The organism is Novosphingobium aureum (assembly GCF_015865035.1).
Classification (GTDB): domain Bacteria; phylum Pseudomonadota; class Alphaproteobacteria; order Sphingomonadales; family Sphingomonadaceae; genus Novosphingobium; species Novosphingobium aureum.
In genome coordinates this window covers 1,013,288-1,032,534 of the sequence record NZ_JADZGI010000001.1, presented here as the reverse complement: position 1 = coordinate 1,032,534, position 19,247 = coordinate 1,013,288, and the positions used below count along the sequence as shown (strand labels likewise).

General features: G+C 68.8%; 17 protein-coding genes. All 17 read right to left on the bottom strand.

Annotated features, from left to right (window positions below):
* Positions 1-54 precede the first annotated feature (54 nt).
* The 17 genes from I5E68_RS04880 to I5E68_RS04800 all read right to left on the bottom strand — a co-directional run bounded on the left by I5E68_RS04880 (position 55) and on the right by I5E68_RS04800 (position 19,183).
* Entirely contained in the window at positions 55-993 is a 939-nt protein-coding gene (locus I5E68_RS04880; protein WP_197161334.1) for a cell division protein FtsQ/DivIB, read from the bottom strand.
* Positions 990-1,952 carry a D-alanine--D-alanine ligase gene (locus I5E68_RS04875; RefSeq protein WP_197164561.1) on the bottom strand — a complete coding sequence of 321 codons (963 nt, stop codon included), beginning with the start codon at positions 1,950-1,952 and terminating at the stop codon, positions 990-992. The genes I5E68_RS04880 and I5E68_RS04875 overlap by 4 nt, the downstream gene beginning before the upstream one ends.
* A 10-nt stretch (positions 1,953-1,962) precedes the next feature.
* A complete protein-coding gene (gene murB, locus I5E68_RS04870; RefSeq protein ID WP_197161331.1) occupies positions 1,963-2,880 on the bottom strand; it encodes a UDP-N-acetylmuramate dehydrogenase in 918 nt (305 codons plus the stop codon).
* Entirely contained in the window at positions 2,877-4,298 is a 1,422-nt protein-coding gene (murC, locus tag I5E68_RS04865; RefSeq protein ID WP_197161328.1) for a UDP-N-acetylmuramate--L-alanine ligase, read from the bottom strand. Before murC ends, murB begins: the two co-directional genes overlap by 4 nt.
* A complete protein-coding gene (murG, locus tag I5E68_RS04860) occupies positions 4,295-5,563 on the bottom strand; it encodes an undecaprenyldiphospho-muramoylpentapeptide beta-N-acetylglucosaminyltransferase (protein ID WP_197161325.1) in 1,269 nt (422 codons plus the stop codon). The genes murC and murG overlap by 4 nt, the downstream gene beginning before the upstream one ends.
* On the bottom strand, positions 5,560-6,822 hold the full coding sequence (locus I5E68_RS04855; protein WP_197161322.1) for an FtsW/RodA/SpoVE family cell cycle protein: 1,263 nt from the start codon (positions 6,820-6,822) through the stop codon (positions 5,560-5,562). Before I5E68_RS04855 ends, murG begins: the two co-directional genes overlap by 4 nt.
* Positions 6,822-8,231 (bottom strand): UDP-N-acetylmuramoyl-L-alanine--D-glutamate ligase, encoded by a 1,410-nt coding sequence (gene murD / locus I5E68_RS04850; protein WP_197161317.1) that lies wholly within the window; start codon positions 8,229-8,231, stop codon positions 6,822-6,824. The genes I5E68_RS04855 and murD overlap by 1 nt, the downstream gene beginning before the upstream one ends.
* Positions 8,232-8,244: 13 nt before the next feature.
* The gene (gene mraY / locus I5E68_RS04845; RefSeq protein ID WP_197161314.1) at positions 8,245-9,315 is read right to left on the bottom strand and encodes a phospho-N-acetylmuramoyl-pentapeptide-transferase; all 1,071 of its coding nucleotides are present in this window, start codon (positions 9,313-9,315) and stop codon (positions 8,245-8,247) included.
* Between the two features lie 15 nt (positions 9,316-9,330).
* Positions 9,331-10,848, bottom strand: coding sequence for a UDP-N-acetylmuramoyl-tripeptide--D-alanyl-D-alanine ligase (locus I5E68_RS04840; protein WP_197161311.1), 1,518 nt, complete (start codon positions 10,846-10,848; stop codon positions 9,331-9,333).
* Between the two features lie 44 nt (positions 10,849-10,892).
* Positions 10,893-12,401 (bottom strand): UDP-N-acetylmuramoyl-L-alanyl-D-glutamate--2,6-diaminopimelate ligase, encoded by a 1,509-nt coding sequence (locus I5E68_RS04835; RefSeq protein ID WP_197161308.1) that lies wholly within the window; start codon positions 12,399-12,401, stop codon positions 10,893-10,895.
* Positions 12,398-14,167, bottom strand: a complete 1,770-nt coding sequence (locus I5E68_RS04830; RefSeq protein WP_197161305.1) for a peptidoglycan D,D-transpeptidase FtsI family protein — start codon at positions 14,165-14,167, stop codon at positions 12,398-12,400. The genes I5E68_RS04835 and I5E68_RS04830 overlap by 4 nt, the downstream gene beginning before the upstream one ends.
* Positions 14,164-14,739 (bottom strand): hypothetical protein, encoded by a 576-nt coding sequence (locus I5E68_RS04825; protein ID WP_197161303.1) that lies wholly within the window; start codon positions 14,737-14,739, stop codon positions 14,164-14,166. The genes I5E68_RS04830 and I5E68_RS04825 overlap by 4 nt, the downstream gene beginning before the upstream one ends.
* Complete coding sequence (gene rsmH / locus I5E68_RS04820; protein ID WP_197161301.1) at positions 14,736-15,749, bottom strand: 16S rRNA (cytosine(1402)-N(4))-methyltransferase RsmH; 1,014 nt, start codon at positions 15,747-15,749, stop codon at positions 14,736-14,738. Before rsmH ends, I5E68_RS04825 begins: the two co-directional genes overlap by 4 nt.
* Positions 15,746-16,252 carry a division/cell wall cluster transcriptional repressor MraZ gene (locus I5E68_RS04815; RefSeq protein ID WP_197161299.1) on the bottom strand — a complete coding sequence of 169 codons (507 nt, stop codon included), beginning with the start codon at positions 16,250-16,252 and terminating at the stop codon, positions 15,746-15,748. Before I5E68_RS04815 ends, rsmH begins: the two co-directional genes overlap by 4 nt.
* A 514-nt stretch (positions 16,253-16,766) precedes the next feature.
* Entirely contained in the window at positions 16,767-17,618 is an 852-nt protein-coding gene (locus tag I5E68_RS04810; protein WP_197161297.1) for a motility-associated ABC transporter substrate-binding family protein, read from the bottom strand.
* Positions 17,619-17,639: 21 nt separating this feature from the next.
* Positions 17,640-18,155 (bottom strand): hypothetical protein, encoded by a 516-nt coding sequence (locus tag I5E68_RS20095; protein WP_228726829.1) that lies wholly within the window; start codon positions 18,153-18,155, stop codon positions 17,640-17,642.
* A gap of 17 nt (positions 18,156-18,172) precedes the next feature.
* Entirely contained in the window at positions 18,173-19,183 is a 1,011-nt protein-coding gene (locus tag I5E68_RS04800; RefSeq protein WP_197161295.1) for a cysteine synthase A, read from the bottom strand.
* Positions 19,184-19,247 lie beyond the last annotated feature (64 nt).

Below are 19,247 nucleotides of genomic sequence, written 5' to 3'. Positions count from 1 at the left end.
AGGTGGACTTGGTACGGTTCAGGCCATGCATCGTCATCGCCCCTGCTGGAATTGTCACTGCTCGCTCGCCTGCGCGCCATGCGCGATAGCGCCCGCCTGCATGGCCAGCTCGCGGCTCTCGCCCTCGGGCACGCGCAAGTAGATGCGGTCGCCCGCGCGCATGTCGATCGCGGTCGCCTTGCCGCCGATCAGGCGGTTGGTGCCGTCGAGCCGTGCGAAAGTCACCAGCGCATTGGCGCTCTCGCGCTCGCCTTCGGGCAGCGCGAGCACCTGCCCGGTGCCGAACACGAGGTTCCAGCGCCGGTTGCCGATCCACTGCGCCTCGTGCACGCGCGGCTTGATCGCGGGCGCGGCGTCGAGCAGGTGGACGAGGCTGGTCACGCGCTGCCCCGCGCCTTCGCCCGAGACGATGAGCTTGCCTTGCGCGGCCTTGCGGCTGATCGGTTCGAGCTCGTTGCCCTGCCTGTCGATCAGGACATAGCTCTCGGCCTTGCGCAGCACCGCGTTGGGCTTGCGCTCGACGATGTCGATCACCAGCGTGTCGGGCAGCTGGCGCGAGACGCGCGCGTCCTCAACCCAGGGCAGCTGCAGCAGGTCATCGCGCAGCGCGGCGAGGTCGACCAGCGGCATCGCGCGGTACTTCTGCGCAAGGGCCCGTTCGTAGACCTTGAGTTCGTTGATGTTCTTGACGCCGCGCAGCTCGATGTGGCGGGCCTCGAAACCGGCCTGCTTGGCGACCTGTGCGAACTTGTCCTCGGCCATGACGGGCAGGCCTGCCGCGCTCGCCGCGAACCACACCGCAACCGCCGCCAGCGCGACGATGCCAACGAGGAAGATGCGGTGCAGCTGCTCTTCCGAGAAGGGCAGCACGCCCATCGCGGCATCGACCGCGGTGCCGGTCGTAGCCTTGGCCTTGCGCACCTTGGCGCGGTTACCCTGCGCTGCCGCGGCCTTGCGCGCGGTCTTGCCCTTGCGCTTGATCGTGGTGCTCATTTGGCCTTGGCCTCTGCTTTGGCATTTTCGGCGTCGGCAAGCGCCTCGGCAATGATCATCTCGACAAGATCGGGGTATTCCACGCCGCAGGCCCGCGCCTGCTCAGGCACAAGGCTGAGCGGGGTCATGCCCGGCTGGGTGTTGGTCTCGAGCAGGAACAGCCCCTCGACCCCTTGCGTGTCGTCCCAGCGGAAGTCCGAGCGGCTCGTGCCCTTGCAGCCGAGAAGCTGGTGCGCGCGCAGCGCCAGCGCCTTGCAGGCCTCGGTGATCTCGTCGGGGATCTCGGCGGGGCAGACGTGCTCGGTCATGCCGTCGGTGTACTTGGAATCGAAGTCGTAGAAGCCCGACTTGGGCTTGAGCTCGGTCACCAGCAGCGCGCGCTCGCCGATCACCGCCGTGGTCAGTTCGCGCCCGCGAATATAGGGTTCTGCAAGCAGCTGCTCGAATTCCTGCCAGGGCCCCTTGGCATCGCGGCTGATCGGATTGCCGTAGTTGCCCTCCTCGCGCACGATCGCGACGCCGACCGAGGAGCCTTCGTTGACCGGCTTGAGGACATAGGGGCGCGGCAGCGGATCGCCTGCGAACAGGCTTTCGGTCTCGACCACGCGCCCGCCGGGCATCGGTACGCCGTGCGGCACGAGCGCCTGCTTGGTCAGCTCCTTGTCGATGGCGATCACCGAGGTGGCGAGGCCCGAATGGGTATAAGTGAGGCCCATCAGGTCCATCATCCCCTGCACCGTCCCGTCCTCGCCCGGCGCGCCGTGGAGGGCGTTGAACACGACGTCGGGCTTCGCCTCGGCGAGGCGCTGCGCGACCTCGCGGTCCATGTCGATGCGCGTGACCCGGTGCCCCTTGCTCTCAAGCGCCTTGGCCACGCCCTCGCCGCTCATCAGCGAGACGGGACGTTCGTTCGACCAGCCACCCATGAGGACGGCGACGTGGAGCTTGGGAAGGGACACTGTCATCTACTCACTTGCTGGCGTCGTCGGCGCGGATGCCGACACGCTGGATTTCCCATTCTAGGCTGACGCCCGCGTTTTCCATCACCCGGCGGCGCACTTCCTCGCCGAGCGCCTCGATCTCGGCGGCAGTGGCATTGCCGGTATTGAGGAGGAAATTGGTGTGCTTTTCGGAGACCTGCGCGCCGCCGAGCTGGAGACCGCGGCAGCCTGCCTCGTCGACCAGCTTCCACGCGGCGTGGCCTTCGGGGTTCTTGAAGGTCGAGCCGCCGGTCTTGCTGCGCAGGGGCTGCGAGGCCTCGCGCGCCGCCGAGATGCGGTCCATCTCGGCCTGGATCGCGGCGGGTTCGCCCGGACGTCCCTTGAAGCGCGCGGCAACGACCACGCAGCCTTCGGGCAGCGCGGAGTGGCGGTAGGTATAGCCAAGATCGGCATTGCCGAGCGTAACCAGCTCACCCGAGCGCAGCACCACGTCGCAATCGACGAGGATGTCCTTGACCTCGCCGCCATAGGCGCCGCCGTTCATGCGCACGAAGCCGCCGACCGTGCCCGGGATCGAGCGCAGGAACTCGGTGCCTGCGACGCCTGCATCGCGCGCGGTCGAGGAGACGAGGATGCCACTCGCACCACCCCCGCACGCGAGCGTGCAGTCAGGGCCTGCCGTCACCTTGGCAAAGGGCTTGCCGAGGCGAACTACGACACCTTCGACGCCGCCGTCGCGCACGATCATGTTCGAGCCAAGGCCCAGCGCCATGACCGGGACGGCCGGGTCGAGGCCGCGCAGGAAGTCCTGCAGGTCGGCGACGTCCTTCGGCTCGAACAGCCACTGCGCCGTGCCGCCCGCCTTGAACCAGACGAGCGGGGCCAGCGGCGCGTTCGCCGTCAGCTTGCCCCGGACCGGCGGAAGGGAAAGCCCGGTCTCGCTCATGCGCCGCGCTTGTCCGAAATCGCCCTGGCAAGGCCGGCTGCCCACTTGGTGATGTCGCCCGCGCCAAGGCATACGACCATGTCGCCGGGCAGGATCGAAGAGGCCAGCGTCTCGGCCAGCGCTTCGGGCCCTGCGATCTCCTGCGCGGAGCGGTGGCCGCGTGCCTTGAGGCCCGCGACGAGCGCTGCGCTGTCGATGCCCTCGATCGGGTCCTCGCCCGCGGCATAGACCGGCGTGATGTAGACCACGTCGGCATCGTTGAAGCAGCTCTCGAAGTCCTCGAGATGATCGCGCAGGCGCGTGTAGCGGTGCGGCTGGGCCACCGCGATGACACGGCCCTTCACGCCCTCGCGCGCAGCGGCGAGCACCGCGCGGATCTCGACCGGGTGGTGGCCGTAGTCGTCGATCACCGCGACCGGACCACCTTCCAGCGCAACTTCGCCGACCTTGGTGAAGCGGCGCTTGACCCCGCCGAACTTGGCAAAGCCGTTCTGGATGACGTGGTGCGGGCAGCCCATCTCGATCGAGACGCCGACCGCCGCGAGCGCGTTCTGCACGTTGTGGCGGCCGGGCATGGGCAGTTCGATGCCCTCGATGCGCTCGAAGCTGCCGTCGCGCTGGCGCAGCGCCACGTCGAAGCGGTTGCCGCCCGGGATCGGGGTGACGTTCTCGCCGCGCACGTCGGCCTGTGCGGAAAAGCCGTAGGTGACGACGCGGCGGTCGCGCACCTTGGGGATCACCGCCTGAACCTCGGGATGATCGATGCACAAGAGCGCCGCGCCGTAGAACGGCACGTTCTCGATGAACTCGACGAAGGCCTGCTTGACCCGCTCGAACGAGCCGTAGTGATCGAGGTGTTCGGGGTCGATGTTGGTGACGACCGCGATGGTGCCGTCGAGCCGGAGGAACGAGCCGTCGCTCTCGTCGGCCTCGACCACCATCCAGTCGCTTTCGCCAAGGCGCGCGTTCGAGCCGTAGGCATTGATGATACCGCCGTTGATGACGGTGGGGTCGACCCCGCCCGCATCGAGCAGCGCCGCAACCATCGAGGTGGTGGTGGTCTTGCCGTGCGTGCCCGCGACCGCAACGGTCGACTTGAGGCGCATCAGCTCGGCCAGCATCTCGGCGCGGCGCACCACCGGGATGCGGTGTTCGAGCGCATAGACGACCTCGGGGTTGGTGCGCTTGACCGCGGTCGAGGTGACGACGACCGCCACGCCCTCGACGTTCTCGGCCTTCTGCCCGATCGCGACCTTGATCCCGCGCTCGCGCAAGTGCTCGACGACGTAGCTCTCGGCCATGTCCGAGCCCTGCACCGCATAGCCAAGGTTGTGCATGACCTCGGCGATGCCCGACATGCCGATGCCACCGATGCCGACGAAGTGGATCGTGCCGATGTCCGTGCCGACCGCCTTCATCGTGCGCCCTCCCGCGCCAGCGCACCCTGCGTGCCATGGGCCGGAGCGCCGCCTTCGGGCACCACGCGCAGCACGTCCATGATCGGTGCCGCGCCAAAGCTCTCGACGAGGTCGGCAAGGTCGATCGCGGCCTTGGGATAGCCGCAGTTCCACGCCGCATGCGCGGCATTGGCGAGCGTCTCGGGCCGCTGGGCGATGGCCTGGATCTGCAGGCACAGGTCCTTGGCCATCTTCTGCTGGATGTCGGCCTGCTCGCGCAGCAGCTCGTTGAGCTTCTCGCCGGTATAGGTGTCCGGGTCCTCGGTGGTGATCGGCGGCTGGCGCAGCACGCGCGCGCCGCCGCCTGCGACCATCTCGCGCGCATTGGCGCTCTGGTGGTCGTCCATCGCATAGGGCAGCGGAATCAGGATCGCGGGGCGGCCGACCGCGGTCAGTTCCGCGATGGTCGAGGCGCCCGAGCGACCGATGAACAGGTGTGCCCCTGCCAGGCGCTCGGCCATGTCGGGGAAATAGGTGCCCAGTTCCGCGGGGATGCCGTGGGTCGCATAGCGCTCGCGCACGCCCTCGATGTCCTCGGGACGGCACTGCTGGATGACCTGGAGGCGCGAGCGCAGCGCGGTCGGCAGCATCGCGAGCCCCTCTGGCACGACCTGCGAGAGGATGCGCGCGCCCTGGCTGCCACCGGTGACGAGAATGCGGAACAGGCTGTCCTCGGAAAACTCGGGGAACGGCGCGTCGCGCAGCGCGAGGACCTCGGCGCGCACCGGGTTGCCGACGAGCGTGACCTTGCCCGCGTACTTGTCGTCGAGCCGGTCGACCACTTCGCTCGGCGTCGCGATGGCATCGACCTTGCCCGCGAAGTAGCGGTTCACCCGGCCAAGCACCGCATTTTGCTCGTGGATCACGCTGGGAATGCCCGCCGAAGTCGCGGCGAGCATGGTGGGCAGCGAGGGATAGCCGCCGAAACCGACCACCGCGCTCGGCTGGAAGCTGTCGAACAGGCGCTTCGCCATGGCACGCCCCTGCCACACGCCGCGCGCGCCCTTGAGCCAGCCCAGCGGGTTCCTGCCCGCAATCCGTCCGGGCGGAAGGATGTGCGCGGGCAGGTACTCGGGCTTGCCCGGGATCTTCGCGCCGCGCTCGTCGGTGATCAGCGCGACGTGGTGGCCGCGCTGGTGCAGTTCTGCCGCGAGGGCGAAGGCGGGAAGGAGGTGACCGCCGGTCCCGCCCGCGGCGAGGACGTAGTGGCGCGAAACCGCACTCATGAAATGTCTCCGAGGTCGCGCAGCGAGAACGTCTCGCGGCGGATGAAGGGATTGCGCCGGGTAATGGCGAGCAGCAGGCCCATCGAGAGGCAGATCGCCACGGTCGAGGAGCCGCCGTAGCTGATCAGCGGCAGGGTCATGCCCTTGGAGGGGAACAGCTGCAGGTTGACCAGCACGTTGATGAAGGCCTGACCGCCGAACTGCGCTGCCATGCCCGAGGCGGCGAGCACCGTGAACAGGTCCTCCTCCTCGACGAGGCGCAGCAGCACGCGGGTGAGCAGCGCGAGATAGAGCCCGACGATGATGAGGCAGGTTATCAGGCCGTATTCCTCGCCGATAACCGAGAAGATGTAGTCGGTATGGGCCTCGGGCAGCGACATCTTGCGTACGCCCATCCAGAAGCCTTGCCCGGTCCATCCACCGTTGAGCAGCGTGCGCTCGGCAAGGTCGACCTGGTCGAAGGCGGTGCCGCCGAACAGGAAGTTGTCGATGCGGTTGCGGCCGTTGTCATAGGTGAAATACATCAGTACGAGGCCGAGGACGCCCACGCCCGCGAACACGCCCACGCGCTTCAGGTCGATGCCCGAGAGCAGGATCATCACGAGGAAGGCACCCGAGAACAGCATCGTCGAGCCGAAGTCGGGCTGCATCATCAAGAGCGCGCCGAGCAGGCCCATCGCCGCAAAGCAGATGCCCACCACCGGGATATGCTGGTCGCGCGCGCGCCACGACATGATCCATGCGAGCAGGATCGGCCAGCCGCACTTGAGGAATTCGGAAGGCTGGAGCGAGAAGCCGAAGCGCAGCCAGCGCCGCGCGCCGTTGACCTCGGTGCCCACGAAGGGGACCAGCAGCAGCGCCACGAACATGGTGCCCGCGATGAGAATGCCGAGCCTGCGCGCGGCGTCCTTGGTCAGCGAGGAGGCCCAGAGCATCGCGCCCAGTCCGAGCAGCTGCCAGCGCATGTGCAGGAAGAAGAAGTAGAGCTCGCCCAGCTTCTCCTTCGAGGTGGAAAGACGCCGCGCGCTCGCGGGCGAGGCAGCCGCGACCGCGATCGCGCCGATGCCCATGAGGATCAGCACGAGGATAAGCGCGGGCCGGTCGATCTCCTGCCACCAGATCGCAAGCGCCTGACGACGATCGCGCGGGCCGTGATGGGCGTGGCGCGCACTGCCCGCACGCCCGTGCCCGCGACGCGAACGCCGGCCTGCCGGAGTGCGTGGAGGCAGCGGCGCGGAATCAGGTGCAAGCGTTGCCATCAGCGGTCTCCCCCGGCGTGATTGCCGGCGCCCGGTCCATCCGCCTCGCCCTCTTCCTCACCCTCGGCCGGCGCGAGCAGCGCCTCGACGATCTGGCGGAAGGCCTGACCGCGCGCCTCGTAGTCGCGGAACTGGTCGAAGCTGGCGCAGGCGGGCGAGAGCATGATGACGTCGCCGGGGTGCGCGGCATCCATCGCCTGACGGATCGCCTGCGCCATCATCTCGGAGCGCACCACGCGGGTATGGGGCTCGAGCAGTTCGGCGAAGAGCGGCCCGGCATCGCCGATGGTATAGGCTGCGGCGATGTTGCCGAACCAGGGCTTGCACTCGTCGAGGTCCTCGCCCTTGGGCAGCCCGCCCACGATCCAGTGGATGCGCGGTTTCGGGTCGGGCGGAAAGGCGGCGATGGCAGGCGCCGCCGAGGCCGGGTTGGTGGCCTTGGAATCGTTGATGTAGAGCACGCCATCGACCTCGGCGACGCGCTCCATGCGGTGCGGCAGGCCGCGGAAGCTGCGCAAGGCAGGCTCCCAGCTCTCGCGCGCGATGCCCAGCGCCTCGACGATGGCCACCGCGACGGCGGCGTTCTGGAGGTTGTGCGGCCCCTGCAGCGAGGGCCAGTCCTTCTGCAGCGCGGAGATGTCCGCGCCATCGACCTGCCGTACGAGCCCTGCACCGTGGCGCGCCTCCTCGCGGATCGCGACCGCGCGGGTCTGCTCGTCGCCGATACCGAAGACCGCGGCGCGGCTGGCCCCCTGCATCTCGAACAGGCGCGCCTTCGAGGCGGCATATTCGGGAAAGCCTGCATAGCGGTCGAGGTGGTCGGGGGTGATGTTCAGCAGCGCGGCCACGTCGCAATCGAGGCTGCGGGTCAGGTCGATCTGGTAACTGGAAAGTTCGAGCACGTAGACGCCCGGACCCTTGTCGTTGGGCTCGAGCGGGACCGTGCCGAGCACCGGCAGTCCGATGTTGCCGCCCATGCGCACGGGCAGGCCCGCCTGTTCGACGAGGTGGCGCACGAGCGAGGTCGTGGTCGACTTGCCGTTGGTGCCGGTGATGCCCACGACCCGGTGGTCGGGCAGGCTCTCGCGGGCCAGCGCGAAGAGCTCGATGTCACCGATCAGCGGCACGTTGGCGCGGCGCGCGGCCTCGGCGATGGGGTGGCGGTTGAGCGGCACGCCCGGCGAGACGACGAGCCCGTCGTAGCCCGCAAGGTCCGCGCTCACCGGGTCGGCCAGTTCGCAACGGCCCGCCGCGACGTCTGCGGCGAGCACCTGGCGCGGCTCCTCGCGGCTATCCCAGGCCATGACGTAGGCCCCGCTCTCGAGCAGCGTGCGCACGGCGGTCATCCCCGAGCGAGCAAGCCCGAGGACCGCGTAGCGCTTGCCGGCGAAGACGGGGGAGACGATCACGCCCTAGGCTCCCTCAACGCAGCTTCAGGGTGGCGAGACCCAGCACCGCGAGGACCAGCGAGATGATCCAGAAGCGCACGACCACGGTCGATTCCTTCCAGCCCAACTGCTCGAAGTGATGGTGGATCGGCGCCATGCGGAAGACGCGGCGACCGGTGCGCTTGAACCAGAACACCTGGATCATCACCGAGGCGGCCTCGAGCACGAACAGCCCACCGACGACCGCGAGCACGATCTCGTGGTGCGCCGCGACCGCGATGCACCCGAGCGCGCCACCGAGTGCAAGCGAGCCGGTGTCACCCATGAACACCGCAGCAGGCGGGGCGTTGAACCACAGGAAGGCGAGGCACGCGCCCATGATGCCGGCGCAGAAGATCGCCAGTTCGCCCGCACCCGGCACGTGCGGAATGCCGAGGTAGTTGGCGAAGTCGACGCGGCCTGCAAGGTAGCAGATGATCGCGAAGGTGCCCGCCGCGACGAAGACCGGGAAGGTCGCGAGGCCGTCGAGCCCGTCGGTCAGGTTCACCGCGTTGCCCGCCCCCACGATCACGAAGGCGGCAAAGACATAGTAGAGCGGGCCGAGCGGGATATAGCGACCCGTCAGGAAAGGCACGTAGAGGTTCGTGTTAAGCTGGCTGACGATGATGTACGAGGCGATGCCTGCCACGACGAATTCGAGCAGCAGGCGCACCTTGCTCGACAGACCCTTGTGGCTGCGCTTGGTGACCTTGTCGTAGTCGTCGAGGAATCCGATCGCGCCGAAGCCCAGCGTCACCGCGACGCAGGCCCACACGAACGGGTTCGACACGTCCATGAACAGCACCATCGCCGCGATCAGCGCGGTGAGGATCATCAGCCCGCCCATCGTCGGCGTACCGCGCTTGGCAAGGTGGCTTTGCGGGCCGTCCTCGCGGATCGGCTGGCCCTTGCCCTGGCGCACGCGCAGCATGTTGATGAAGCGCGGCCCGATCATCAGTCCGATCGCCAGCGCCGAAAGCAGCGCCGCACCCGACCGGAAGGTCTGGTAGCGAAAGAGGTTGGCCAACCCTTCGTAGTGGAACCATTCTGCAATGAGATACAGCATCTTGGGGGTGAGACCCTAACCTTCCTGCTTGCTGAGCGCGCTGACGAGGGCCGCGAGGCCGACCGAATTCGAACCCTTCACGAGAATCGCGTCATCGCGCTCCAGGCCGAATGCATGCAGGCGATCCGCAACTTCCCTCAGGTTCGGGCAATGCGCGAAGGGGATGAATTTGCCAAGCGGATCGCTCCCGGATTTCCCCAGTTCCTGCGCATTTTCGGCAGTACGCGCCTTTTCGAGCTCGGCCGCGAGCGGCGCCATTTCCTCGCCCACGAGAATGACGAAATCGACGCCCGCCTCGCGGATCGGCTCGGCCAGCGCGGCGTGGTAGCCGGGGCCGTGCGTGCCCAGCTCCTTCATCGCGCCGAGCACGGCGATGCGGCGCCTGGCCGAAGTGCGCCCAAGCTGCGCGAGCGTCGCGCGCATCGAGGCGGGGTTGGCGTTGTAGCTCTCGTCGATCAGCAGGGCGCGCCGGCACCCCTGTGCATCCGGTTCGCCGCCCTCGACGTCGATCTCGATGCGCGCGCCGCGTCCGGCAAGTCCACCCATCTCGGCCAGCGCGACACCCGCCGCGCCGAGATCGCCGCCGACCGCGCGAACCGCGGCCATGACCGCGAGCGAATTGGTGACCTGGTGCTCGCCCGGGGCGGCGACCGTGTAGCACACGCGCCGCTCGCCCATGTCGACGGTGACCAGCGAGCCGCCACCGATGGCATCGACGCAGTCGAGCAGGCGCACGCCGGCATGGGGCGCACGGCCGAACGAGACGACGTGCGCCCCGCAGCGCAGCGCCGCCTTGCGCAGCCGCTCGAAGTGCGGGCTGTCGGCAGGGATCACCGCCGTGCCGCCACGCTCGATCCCCTGGAATATCTCCGCCTTGGCATCGGCAATCGCCTCGATCGAGCCCAGGTTCTCGATGTGCGCGGGCGCGATGGTGGTGATGACCGCGACGTTGGGCCGCACCTGCCGGGTCAGCGCGGCGATCTCGCCTTCGTGGTTCATGCCCATCTCGAACACGCCGTAGCGGGCGCGTGCGGGCATGCGCGCGAGGCTGAGCGGCACGCCGACGTGGTTGTTGTAGCTCTTGACCGAACGGTGCGCATCGCCGCGCGTTGCGCGCTCGAGCGCGGCGAAGATCATCTCCTTGACCCCGGTCTTACCGACCGAGCCGGTCACGCCGATGACCGGGCCGCGGGCGCGGGCACGCGAGGCCGCGCCCAGCTTCTCGAGGGCTTCGCTGGTGTCGCGCACGAGCACGTGGGGGCCATCGACCGGGCGGTCGACGACGCAGGCGGCCGCGCCCTTCTCGTAGGCCATCGCGACGAAGCGGTGGCCGTCCATCGCCTCGCCCTTGAGCGCGAAGAACAGGTCGCCGGGCTGGACGTCGCGGCTGTCGATCTCGACCTCGGTGACGGTGAAGTCCGCATTGGCGGTTCCCTTCATCGCCCGGGCGAGCGAGACCGCGTCCCACAGCGCGCCGCTGGTGTCCTCGGCCTCTTCAACCGGCCATTCGAGAATTCGGGCTGCTGTTGCCATCGCTCGGTACCTTCCCGTGCCTTATAGCGCGTCGATCTATCGCGTCAGTGTTCCTGGTTATTCGCCCCGGTCATTTCCCGGGACACGGTCACATCGTCGAAGGGCAGAACCACGGTCCCCTCCCCGCTGCCGATGATCTGCCCCTGTTCATGCCCCTTGCCCGCAACGAGGACGATGTCCCCGCCTCTTGCCTCTTGCAGCGCAGCGCCGATTGCCGTGCGCCTGTCGCCGATCTCGCGCACTTGCGCATTTGCCCCGGCGCAGCCCTCGAGGACCATGGCGCGGATCGCGCCGGGCTCCTCTCCGCGCGGGTTGTCGTCGGTAACGATGACCACTTCCGCCCCCTCGGCAGCGACGCGGCCCATCTGCGCGCGCTTGCCGGTGTCGCGGTCGCCGCCCGCGCCGAACACCACGATCAGCCGCCCGGCCTGCGCCACGTGCGGGCGCAGCGCCGCAATCGCGGCCTCGAGCGCATCGGGGGTATGGGCATAGTCGACGTAGACCGGCGCGCCAGCCCCGGTGATCGCCGCGCGCTCGAGCCGCCCGCGCACGGTGACGAGGCGCTTCATCGCGTCGAACACGCGCGCAGCATCGCCGCCGGTCGCGAGCACCAGCCCCGCGGCGACGAGCGCATTGGCCGCCTGATAGGCGCCGATCAGCGGCAGTTCGACCTTGTGCATGCGACCTTCGTACTCGACCTCGAGCTGCTGCCCGAGCGTGCCCGGCGTGCGGCGCTCGAGGCGCAGCGCCTCCCCCTTCGTCCCCACGGTGAAGAGCCTGAGCCCGCGCGCCTGTGCTCGCGCGATTGCCTTGTCCGACCACGGGTCGTCCGCCCAGACGACCGCGGTGCCTTCGTCAACCACCACTTCGTCGAACAGACGCATCTTCGCGTCGAAATAGGCCTCCATCGTCTCGTGATAGTCGAGGTGGTCGCGGCTGAGGTTGGTGAAGGCGCCTGCCGCGACGCGCGGCCCCTCGCTGCGGAACTGCGAGAGGCCGTGGCTCGATGCCTCGTAGGCGACGTGGCTCACCCCCTCGCGCGCGAGACCGGTGAGGTTGGCGAGGAAGGTGACCACGTCGGGCGTGGTCAGCCCGGTCGAGACGGTCTCGTCACTGGTGGTGATGCCCAGCGTGCCAATCGAGGCCGCGCGCTCGCCCGCCATGCGCCACAGCTGGCGGGTCAACTCGACGGTGGAGGTCTTGCCGTTGGTGCCGGTGACCGCGACCAGCGTCGCCGGGACCGGCTGGAAGAAGGCGCCCGCCAGCTGCGCGAAGAGACGGCGCGGCTCGGGGCCGGTCAGCAGCGTCGCATCGCCGAAAGCCTCGATCCCTGCAGCGTCCTCGGCGCAGACCACCGCCGCAGCGCCTGCCTGGAGCGCGGCGCCGATGAAGTCCTCGCCGTTGAAACGCGCACCGCGAAAGGCGCCGAAGACGGTGCCTGGCGCGACCTTGCGATGGTCGATGGCAAAGCCGGTAACCTCTACCCCGGCACCCTCGGTGTCGGCGCCCTCGAAGGCGATACCGGCGGCGGCGCAGAGGGCGGAAAGCTTCATTCTTCGGTCTCGTTCACTTCGTTGGGTATCAGCGGCTTGAGGTCCGAGATGTCGATGTCGCGGGTCTCGTCGGGCATGATCCCGAGCAGGGGGCCGATGCGCGGCACCACGCGCTGGACCACCGGCGCCGCGTTCCAGGCGGCGGTACGCTGGTACGAGGTCGCCGCGGTGCCCTGCGGCTCGTCCATCATCGCGATGACGACATAGCGCGGTTCATCCATGGGGAATGCAGCGGCAAAAGTCGAGATCAGCGAGTGGTGGCGATAGCCCCCGTTCCCCGGCTTTTCCGCAGAACCGGTCTTGCCGCCGATGCGAAAGCCCGGTGCGTCGGCCTTGCGGCCCGTACCGTAGCGCACGATCATGCGCAGCAGCTGGCGGATGCGCGCCGAAGTCGCGGCCTTGAACACGCGGCGCCCTTCGGGGACCTGCGCCGCGTCGAGCTTGTGCAGCGTCGCCGGGCGCCAGATGCCGCCATTGACCAGCGCGGCATAGGCGGTCGCCAGATGCAGCGGGGTAACCGCGATGCCGTGGCCGTAGGAAACGGTCATCGTGCGCAGGCGCGGCCACTTGCCGCTCGGCCAGATCGGGAAACCGCGCGCGGGCAGCTCGATCTGCGGGCGCTGGTTCATGGCCAGCGATTCCATCGTCTGCTTGAGCCGCTCACCGCCCAGTTCGTCGGCGATCTGCGCGGTGACCACGTTGGACGAATGGATCAGCGTCTCGGGCACGTTGAGGCTGTCGCCCATCTGGTGGCTGTCGCGGATGGTGAAGCGTCCGACATGCAACGGCTTGGCCGACCAGCGGCGTCCGAGATCGGTGATCGTGCCGGCGTCGATCGCGGCGGCGACCGCGATGGGCTTGAAGGTCGAGCCCAGTTCGTAGACCTGGTTGGTCACGCGGTTGAAACCGCGCGGCACCTCGCCCTGCTTCGCCGCAGCCTCGCTCACCACCATGTCGTTGGGCTTGACGTGGTTGGGATCGAAGGTCGGCAGCGAGGCCAGCGCGAGGACTTCGCCGGTATGCACGTCGAGCACTACGCCCGCAGCGCCCTTGGCCTGAGACAGCGCCATGCCCTCGGCCAGCTCGTCCTCGAGCGCGCTCTGGACGCGGAAGTCGATCGAGAGCACCGAGGGGGTCGAGCGACCCTCGGGGCTGGTGAGCTGCTTGTCGAAGGCCTGCTCCATGCCGACCTTGCCCTTGCCGTAGCTGTCGACGTAGCCCAGCACGTGCGCGGCCATCGAGCCTTGCGGGTAGAAGCGCGTGTTCTCGAGCGGGAACTCGAGCGCCGGCTCGCCCAGCGCGTGGACCTTGTTCGCCTCTTCGGGCAGCAGCGACTTGCGGATGTAGCCGGCCTTGCCCGAAGCAAGGCGGGCAACGACCTCGTCGCGGTCGAGATCGGGGAAGATGCGGGTAAGGCCGTCGGCCACTTCGTCCGGGGTATGGACCAGTGCCGAGCCCTCGGTCATCGCCTTGGGATTGAACCAGAGCGAATAGACGCGGAATTCGCGCGCGAGCGGCACGCCGTTGCGATCGACGATCTCGCCGCGGCTGGGCGTCAGCCAGGCATCGAGGCTCGCATCACGCGGCGAAGGCCCGGTCACGCCGAGCCAAAGGATACGCAGAACGGCGAGAACACCGACGAGCATGAACACCGCGAGCACCCACAAGGTGCGCAGCTTGGCGACCAGCAACGAGCGCTGGCGTACGTTGACGAGCCGCCGGGTACCGACGGTCACCGTCGTGGGGATCGCCGTGATCGCGTTCACTGCTGGGCAGCCTCGGCAAGATCGATGCTCGCCAGCCGCTTGCCGAGGTCATCCGCCTCGGATGCGAGGCGCTTGCCTTCCTCGGTCTGGGCGGCGCGCTCGCGCTGGCGGCGCTTTTCCTCGGCGCGTTCCTCGGCGCTGACCGCAGCCGCCGTCGCGCCGCTGACCGGGTTGACCATCGCCAGCAGCGAACCGCCCTCCTCGCGCGCACCGTCGCTGGGCAGGTCGGTCTCGACGCTGGCGTAGCGGATCGGCGCGGGCGCATCGGGGCCCGGCGCAGCGCCGAGCGCAGCGAGCTGGCGCTCACCCTCGATGTACTGCGCGGCGCCCGGCGCCTTGTAGCCGAACTCGAGCGCGTTGAGCTGCTTCAAGGCCTGCTGGTTGGAGCGGGTCTGGAACTCGGTCTCGAGGAAGTTGATCTGGCGCTCGAGGCTGGCGATCGAGCGGTCGGCCGAGTGGACCTCGCTCTTCACCGCGTTGACGCGCAGGGTCAGCGCCACGAACACGGCGATACCCACCACCATCACGCAGATCCAGCCGAGCGAGCGCACGCGGTCTCGGGTGAGGTTCATCGGGACTTCCTTCCGGTCTTCGTATCGCGGGGGGCGCGGGGCGGGGCATCGGTGCGGGTGGCGGCGCGCAGGGTGGAGGAGCGCGCGCGGGGATTGACGGCGAGTTCGGCCTCGCCCGGGCGGATCGCCTTGCCCACCCCGGCAAAGCTGGGACGCGGCCCGGCATCGAGCAGCGGCAGGTGGCGCGAGGTCGACTGGCCCGCGCCGCTGGCATCGCGCAGGTAGCGCTTGACGATGCGGTCCTCGAGCGAGTGGAACGTCACCACCGCCAGCCGCCCGCCCTCGCGCAGCATCGCCTCGGCGCCCGCGAGCCCGGCCTCGAGCTCGTCGAGCTCGCCGTTGACGTGGATGCGGATCGCCTGGAAGCTGCGCGTCGCCGGGTCCTTGGGCGCACCGGGACGGTGGCCGAGCGCCTTGCGGATCACGCGGGCAAGCTCGCCGGTCGTGGTCAGCGGGCGCGCCGCGACGATGGCGCGCGCGACACGGCGCGACTGGCGCTCCTCGCCGTAGAGGTAGAGCACGTCGGCAATCTCGCCCTCGTCCGCCTCGTTGACGAAGTCGGCGGCGGAATAGCCCTCCTGGCTCATGCGCATGTCGAGCGGTCCGTCACCGGCAAACGAGAAGCCGCGCTCGGCCTGGTCGAGCTGCATGGAGGAGACACCGATGTCCATGACGACGCCATCGACCGCCTCGACCCCGGCCTCGCGCAGGCTCTGCGCGAGTTCGGAGAAGCGGCGCGGGTGCAGCACGAGACGCGGCGGCTCGCTTGCCAGTTCGGGCCAGCGCTCGGGGTGCGCGCGGATCGCCGCGATCGCGTCGGGGTCGCGATCGAAGGCGTGCACCGTCGCACCGGCATCGAGCAGCCGGCGGGTATAGCCACCCGCGCCCAGCGTCGCGTCCACGATGAGGTCGCCGCCCTGGGGGTTCAGGGCAGCGACCACCTCCTCGAGGAGCACGGGAACGTGGGGTGCGGTGTAGCCGTCGGGCCCGGTTTCGCTGGGTCCGGTCATTTCTTCTTCGCCTTGGCGCGTTCGGTGTCGGCGAGCGAGCGGCAGTTGGCGATGATCGCCTCGAGACCGCCCTCGTCCTCGAGCTTGTAGAGTTCCTCGGGGTTCCAGATCGTGATGAAGCGGCCCGAACCCTGGAAGAACAGTTCGTCGCCGATGTTGGCGAGCGAGCACAGCGCGTCGGGCATGACGAAACGCCCCGAGCCGTCGAAGGGGACCTGCTGGAACGAGTAGAGCTGCATCGCGCGCTTGTCGCGGTTGTAGGCGCGTCCGGCGCGGTCGGCGCGTTCTTCCTCGGTGTCGAGCTGGGCCTCGAACTCGTTGACGCGCGAGAGGCCGAAGCCGGTCAGGCACTTCCACTCGGGGTGCTTGGAGAGGCAGATCACGGCGTGGTCGCCGCTCGATTCGCGGACTGACGAGCGCAGTGCATTGGGCAGCACGAAGCGCTTCTTGTCGCGCATCAGCGAGAAGCCCTGTCCGCTATAGATGGTTGGCTGCCCCGCCATACCGCCCCGTTCTCGCCCCTTCGGCCGCACCTCCCGGAGCATGGCTTCACCGCCTGCGGACACGCATCCATGCACATCCGGCTCCACGCCCGGCATGGGCGCGGCGAGACTCAGCCATTCCGATTGGCGACTCTTCTAACCCGGGATTTGCGGGGATTAAAGGGAAATGTGGGGATTTGAGGGAAAATTCGGCACGGAATGCCGCAAGCACCTCAGCAGGCGGCACAAGGGCCTGTGAGGGACCTTGTCAGAGTGACCGTTCTCGCAACAGCCTCGGGAACGGACAACCCTATGAAATCTCGTAGATTCTAGCAAAAAATGCGCCGTTCCCACAATTCCCCGGCGAGACCGGCGGATGGCACCCACGCGTCCCCGCTCGTCCCCGGCACCGCCGCTCAGCACCCACCGGACTGACTCGAATCTGCACATTCTGGGCGCACCAACGCCCCGAAATCGCGATGCGTCCCCGACCGTCCCCGGATTGGGCGGGTCACGTCCCCGCCCGTCCCCGATCTCAGTGCCCGGGAGCGATCCGCGCGATCAGGCCATGCAGCAGCCGCGTGCGTGCAGGTCCGTCGGAGACGGGATCGTCGAACAGGGCGGCGTCGGCGACGAGCAGGACCTGCCCCTTGCCGATCTTGCACTGGGCAAGCAATCCTTGCGCCTCGATCCGGCAGCGTCCCGCATTTTCCCTGAGGGCCCGCACTTCGCCCGCACGAGGGTCCCCACCTGTCCCCACCTGTGCGAAATGCCCCGACAGTCGCACCGGCAGCGCTCCCTCGGGCAGTTCGACCAGCCGCTCGGACGGGTCCTGCCCGGGGTCGAAGAACAGCTCCAGCCCCCAGCGCGCGAGGATCGGCGAGAGCAGCGCGACGTCCTGCGGGCGGCGCGGATCGCCGGGCGCGAAGATCGAGTGGGCATCGAGCATCGGATCGGCGAAGAGCAGCACCGCCCCTCCGGCACGCACCCAGCCATCGAGCGCAAGGTTCTCGGACGCAGACAGCGCGCGCGGCTGGGCCAGCACGAGTACGTCGCCCCCGCCCCCGACATCGCGCCCGACATCGCCCGGCTCGAGCGCGGACAGGGTATCGAGCGCAAGCACCTCGCCCGCCGCGCCGTCCAGTGCGGCGAGCGCCCAATGCGCCCGGGCATCGCCGGAAAGCGACGCGGCGATATCGCTACTCTCGTTCCAGAAGATCGGCAGGCTGGTCAGGACCGAGATGCGTTCGAGAGAGAGCCCCTGCGCGCCTGCATCGCCGTCACGCGAGGCGGCCTCGCGAACCGGGCCCGGCCCGCAGGCCGAGCAGGCCAGAGCCGTGCCCAGCGCGAAAAGGCCTGCGCCTGCTCTGGGAAACCTGCGAAGCACGATCGCGCCGACGACCGCGCGTCAGTTACCCGGCGCCTGTCGGGGTGCAGGACGCGCGCCCGGCGGCAGAGCATCGGGGGCGAGCGGGTCGGGCACGCCCTGCCCCTGCTGCCTCTGGCCCGGCACCTGGCCCTGCCGCGCGCCGCCAGCGGGCACCTGCCCTTCGCGCATCGCACCATCGCCGCGCTGCCCATCGATGCCGGTCTGCCCATCGAGCGCACGCGGACTGGGCGTGGGACTGGGCGAGGGATCGGCAGCCGGAACCACGCCAATGTCGGCCAGCGGGTCGCTGACCTGCTTCTTCTCGGGCGCGTCGGCGGCGACCACGTCGCGGATCGGGTCCTCATCGTCGACGAGGCGGGCACGGTCCATGATCACGTTGGCAAGGCCCACGATCAGCAGCATCGCGAAGAGGCCGAAGAGCCCGACCTGCAGGCGATGGATCGCCTGCGCACGCAGCTCGCGCGGCGTCGGCGGCGCGTAGTGCTGCGGCGCGGTCAGGGGTTCGACCACAGGTGTCGGAAGCTTGCTGGCCATCGGCTCCGAAGTTTACCTCAGCTCGCGAGCCAGGGGAAGACCGGCAGCCCCTTGGCCTCGAGCCATTCGCGGTTGTAGATCGTGGACAAGTAGCGAAAGCCGGTGTCGCACAGGATCGTGGCGACGCGCGCGTCCTTGCGCCCCTGCGCCACCAGTTCGCGGCCAAGCGCGACCGCGCCTGCCACGTTGATTCCCGAGGACAGGCCCAGGCACAGTCCTTCTTCCCCGAGCAGGCGGCGCACCCATTCGAGCCCCTCCTCGTCGGAGATGCGGAACTGGGTGTCGATCGGCGCACCCTCGAGATTGGCGGTGATGCGGCCCTGCCCGATACCCTCCGCGACCGAGGAACCCTCGGCGCGCAGCTCGCCATGCGCGAAGTAATTGTAGAGCGCCGCGCCGTGCGGGTCGGTCAGCGCGACGACGATGTCCTCGTCGAAGGCCTTGAGCCCCATGCCAGTGCCCGCGATCGTGCCGCCGGTACCCGCCGCGCAGGTGAAGCCGTCGATGCGGCCTTCGAGCTGCTGCCAGATTTCGGGCGCGGTGCTCTCGATGTGGGCCTTGCGGTTGGCGATATTGTCGAACTGGTTGGCCCAGATCGCCCCCGGGGTGTCCTCGGCCATGCGGCGCGAGGTGTGCACGAAGTGATTGGGATCGGCGAACTTGGTCGGCGGCACGAGGACCAGCTCGGCCCCCAGCGCGCGCAGGGTGTCCATCTTTTCCTTGGACTGATTGTCGGGCATGACGATGACCGACTTGTAGCCCAGCGCATTGGCGACCAGCGCGATGCCGATGCCGGTGTTGCCCGCCGTACCCTCGATCACCGTACCGCCCGGCTTGAGCTCGCCGCGCGCCTCGGCGTCGCGCACGATCCACAAGGCGGCGCGGTCCTTGACCGAGGCGCCGGGGTTGGCGAATTCGCACTTGCCCCAGATCTCGCAGCCAGCCGCCTCGCTCGGCCCCTTGAGCAGGACGAGCGGGGTATTGCCGATGAGGTCGAGGGTCGATGTCTTTGCTTGCGGTGCAGTCATGCTCGTGACTTAGGCAGAGTGTCGCGGGCTCGCAACGGAATTGCGCTTTAGACACGCAAAGCTG

What these genes read in the sequence shown, in the direction of transcription:
- I5E68_RS04880 (WP_197161334.1), bottom strand. Translation starts at nt 993, where the DNA reads ATGAGCACCACGATCAAGCGCAAGGGCAAGACCGCGCGCAAGGCCGCG.
- murB (WP_197161331.1), bottom strand. Translation starts at nt 2,880, where the DNA reads ATGAGCGAGACCGGGCTTTCCCTTCCGCCGGTCCGGGGCAAGCTGACG.
- murC (WP_197161328.1), bottom strand. Translation starts at nt 4,298, where the DNA reads ATGAAGGCGGTCGGCACGGACATCGGCACGATCCACTTCGTCGGCATC.
- murG (WP_197161325.1), bottom strand. Translation starts at nt 5,563, where the DNA reads ATGAGTGCGGTTTCGCGCCACTACGTCCTCGCCGCGGGCGGGACCGGC.
- I5E68_RS04855 (WP_197161322.1), bottom strand. Translation starts at nt 6,822, where the DNA reads ATGGCAACGCTTGCACCTGATTCCGCGCCGCTGCCTCCACGCACTCCG.
- mraY (WP_197161314.1), bottom strand. Translation starts at nt 9,315, where the DNA reads ATGCTGTATCTCATTGCAGAATGGTTCCACTACGAAGGGTTGGCCAAC.
- I5E68_RS04840 (WP_197161311.1), bottom strand. Translation starts at nt 10,848, where the DNA reads ATGGCAACAGCAGCCCGAATTCTCGAATGGCCGGTTGAAGAGGCCGAG.
- I5E68_RS04835 (WP_197161308.1), bottom strand. Translation starts at nt 12,401, where the DNA reads ATGAAGCTTTCCGCCCTCTGCGCCGCCGCCGGTATCGCCTTCGAGGGC.
- I5E68_RS04825 (WP_197161303.1), bottom strand. Translation starts at nt 14,739, where the DNA reads ATGAACCTCACCCGAGACCGCGTGCGCTCGCTCGGCTGGATCTGCGTG.
- rsmH (WP_197161301.1), bottom strand. Translation starts at nt 15,749, where the DNA reads ATGACCGGACCCAGCGAAACCGGGCCCGACGGCTACACCGCACCCCAC.
- I5E68_RS04815 (WP_197161299.1), bottom strand. Translation starts at nt 16,252, where the DNA reads ATGGCGGGGCAGCCAACCATCTATAGCGGACAGGGCTTCTCGCTGATG.
- I5E68_RS20095 (WP_228726829.1), bottom strand. Translation starts at nt 18,155, where the DNA reads ATGGCCAGCAAGCTTCCGACACCTGTGGTCGAACCCCTGACCGCGCCG.
- I5E68_RS04800 (WP_197161295.1), bottom strand. Translation starts at nt 19,183, where the DNA reads ATGACTGCACCGCAAGCAAAGACATCGACCCTCGACCTCATCGGCAAT.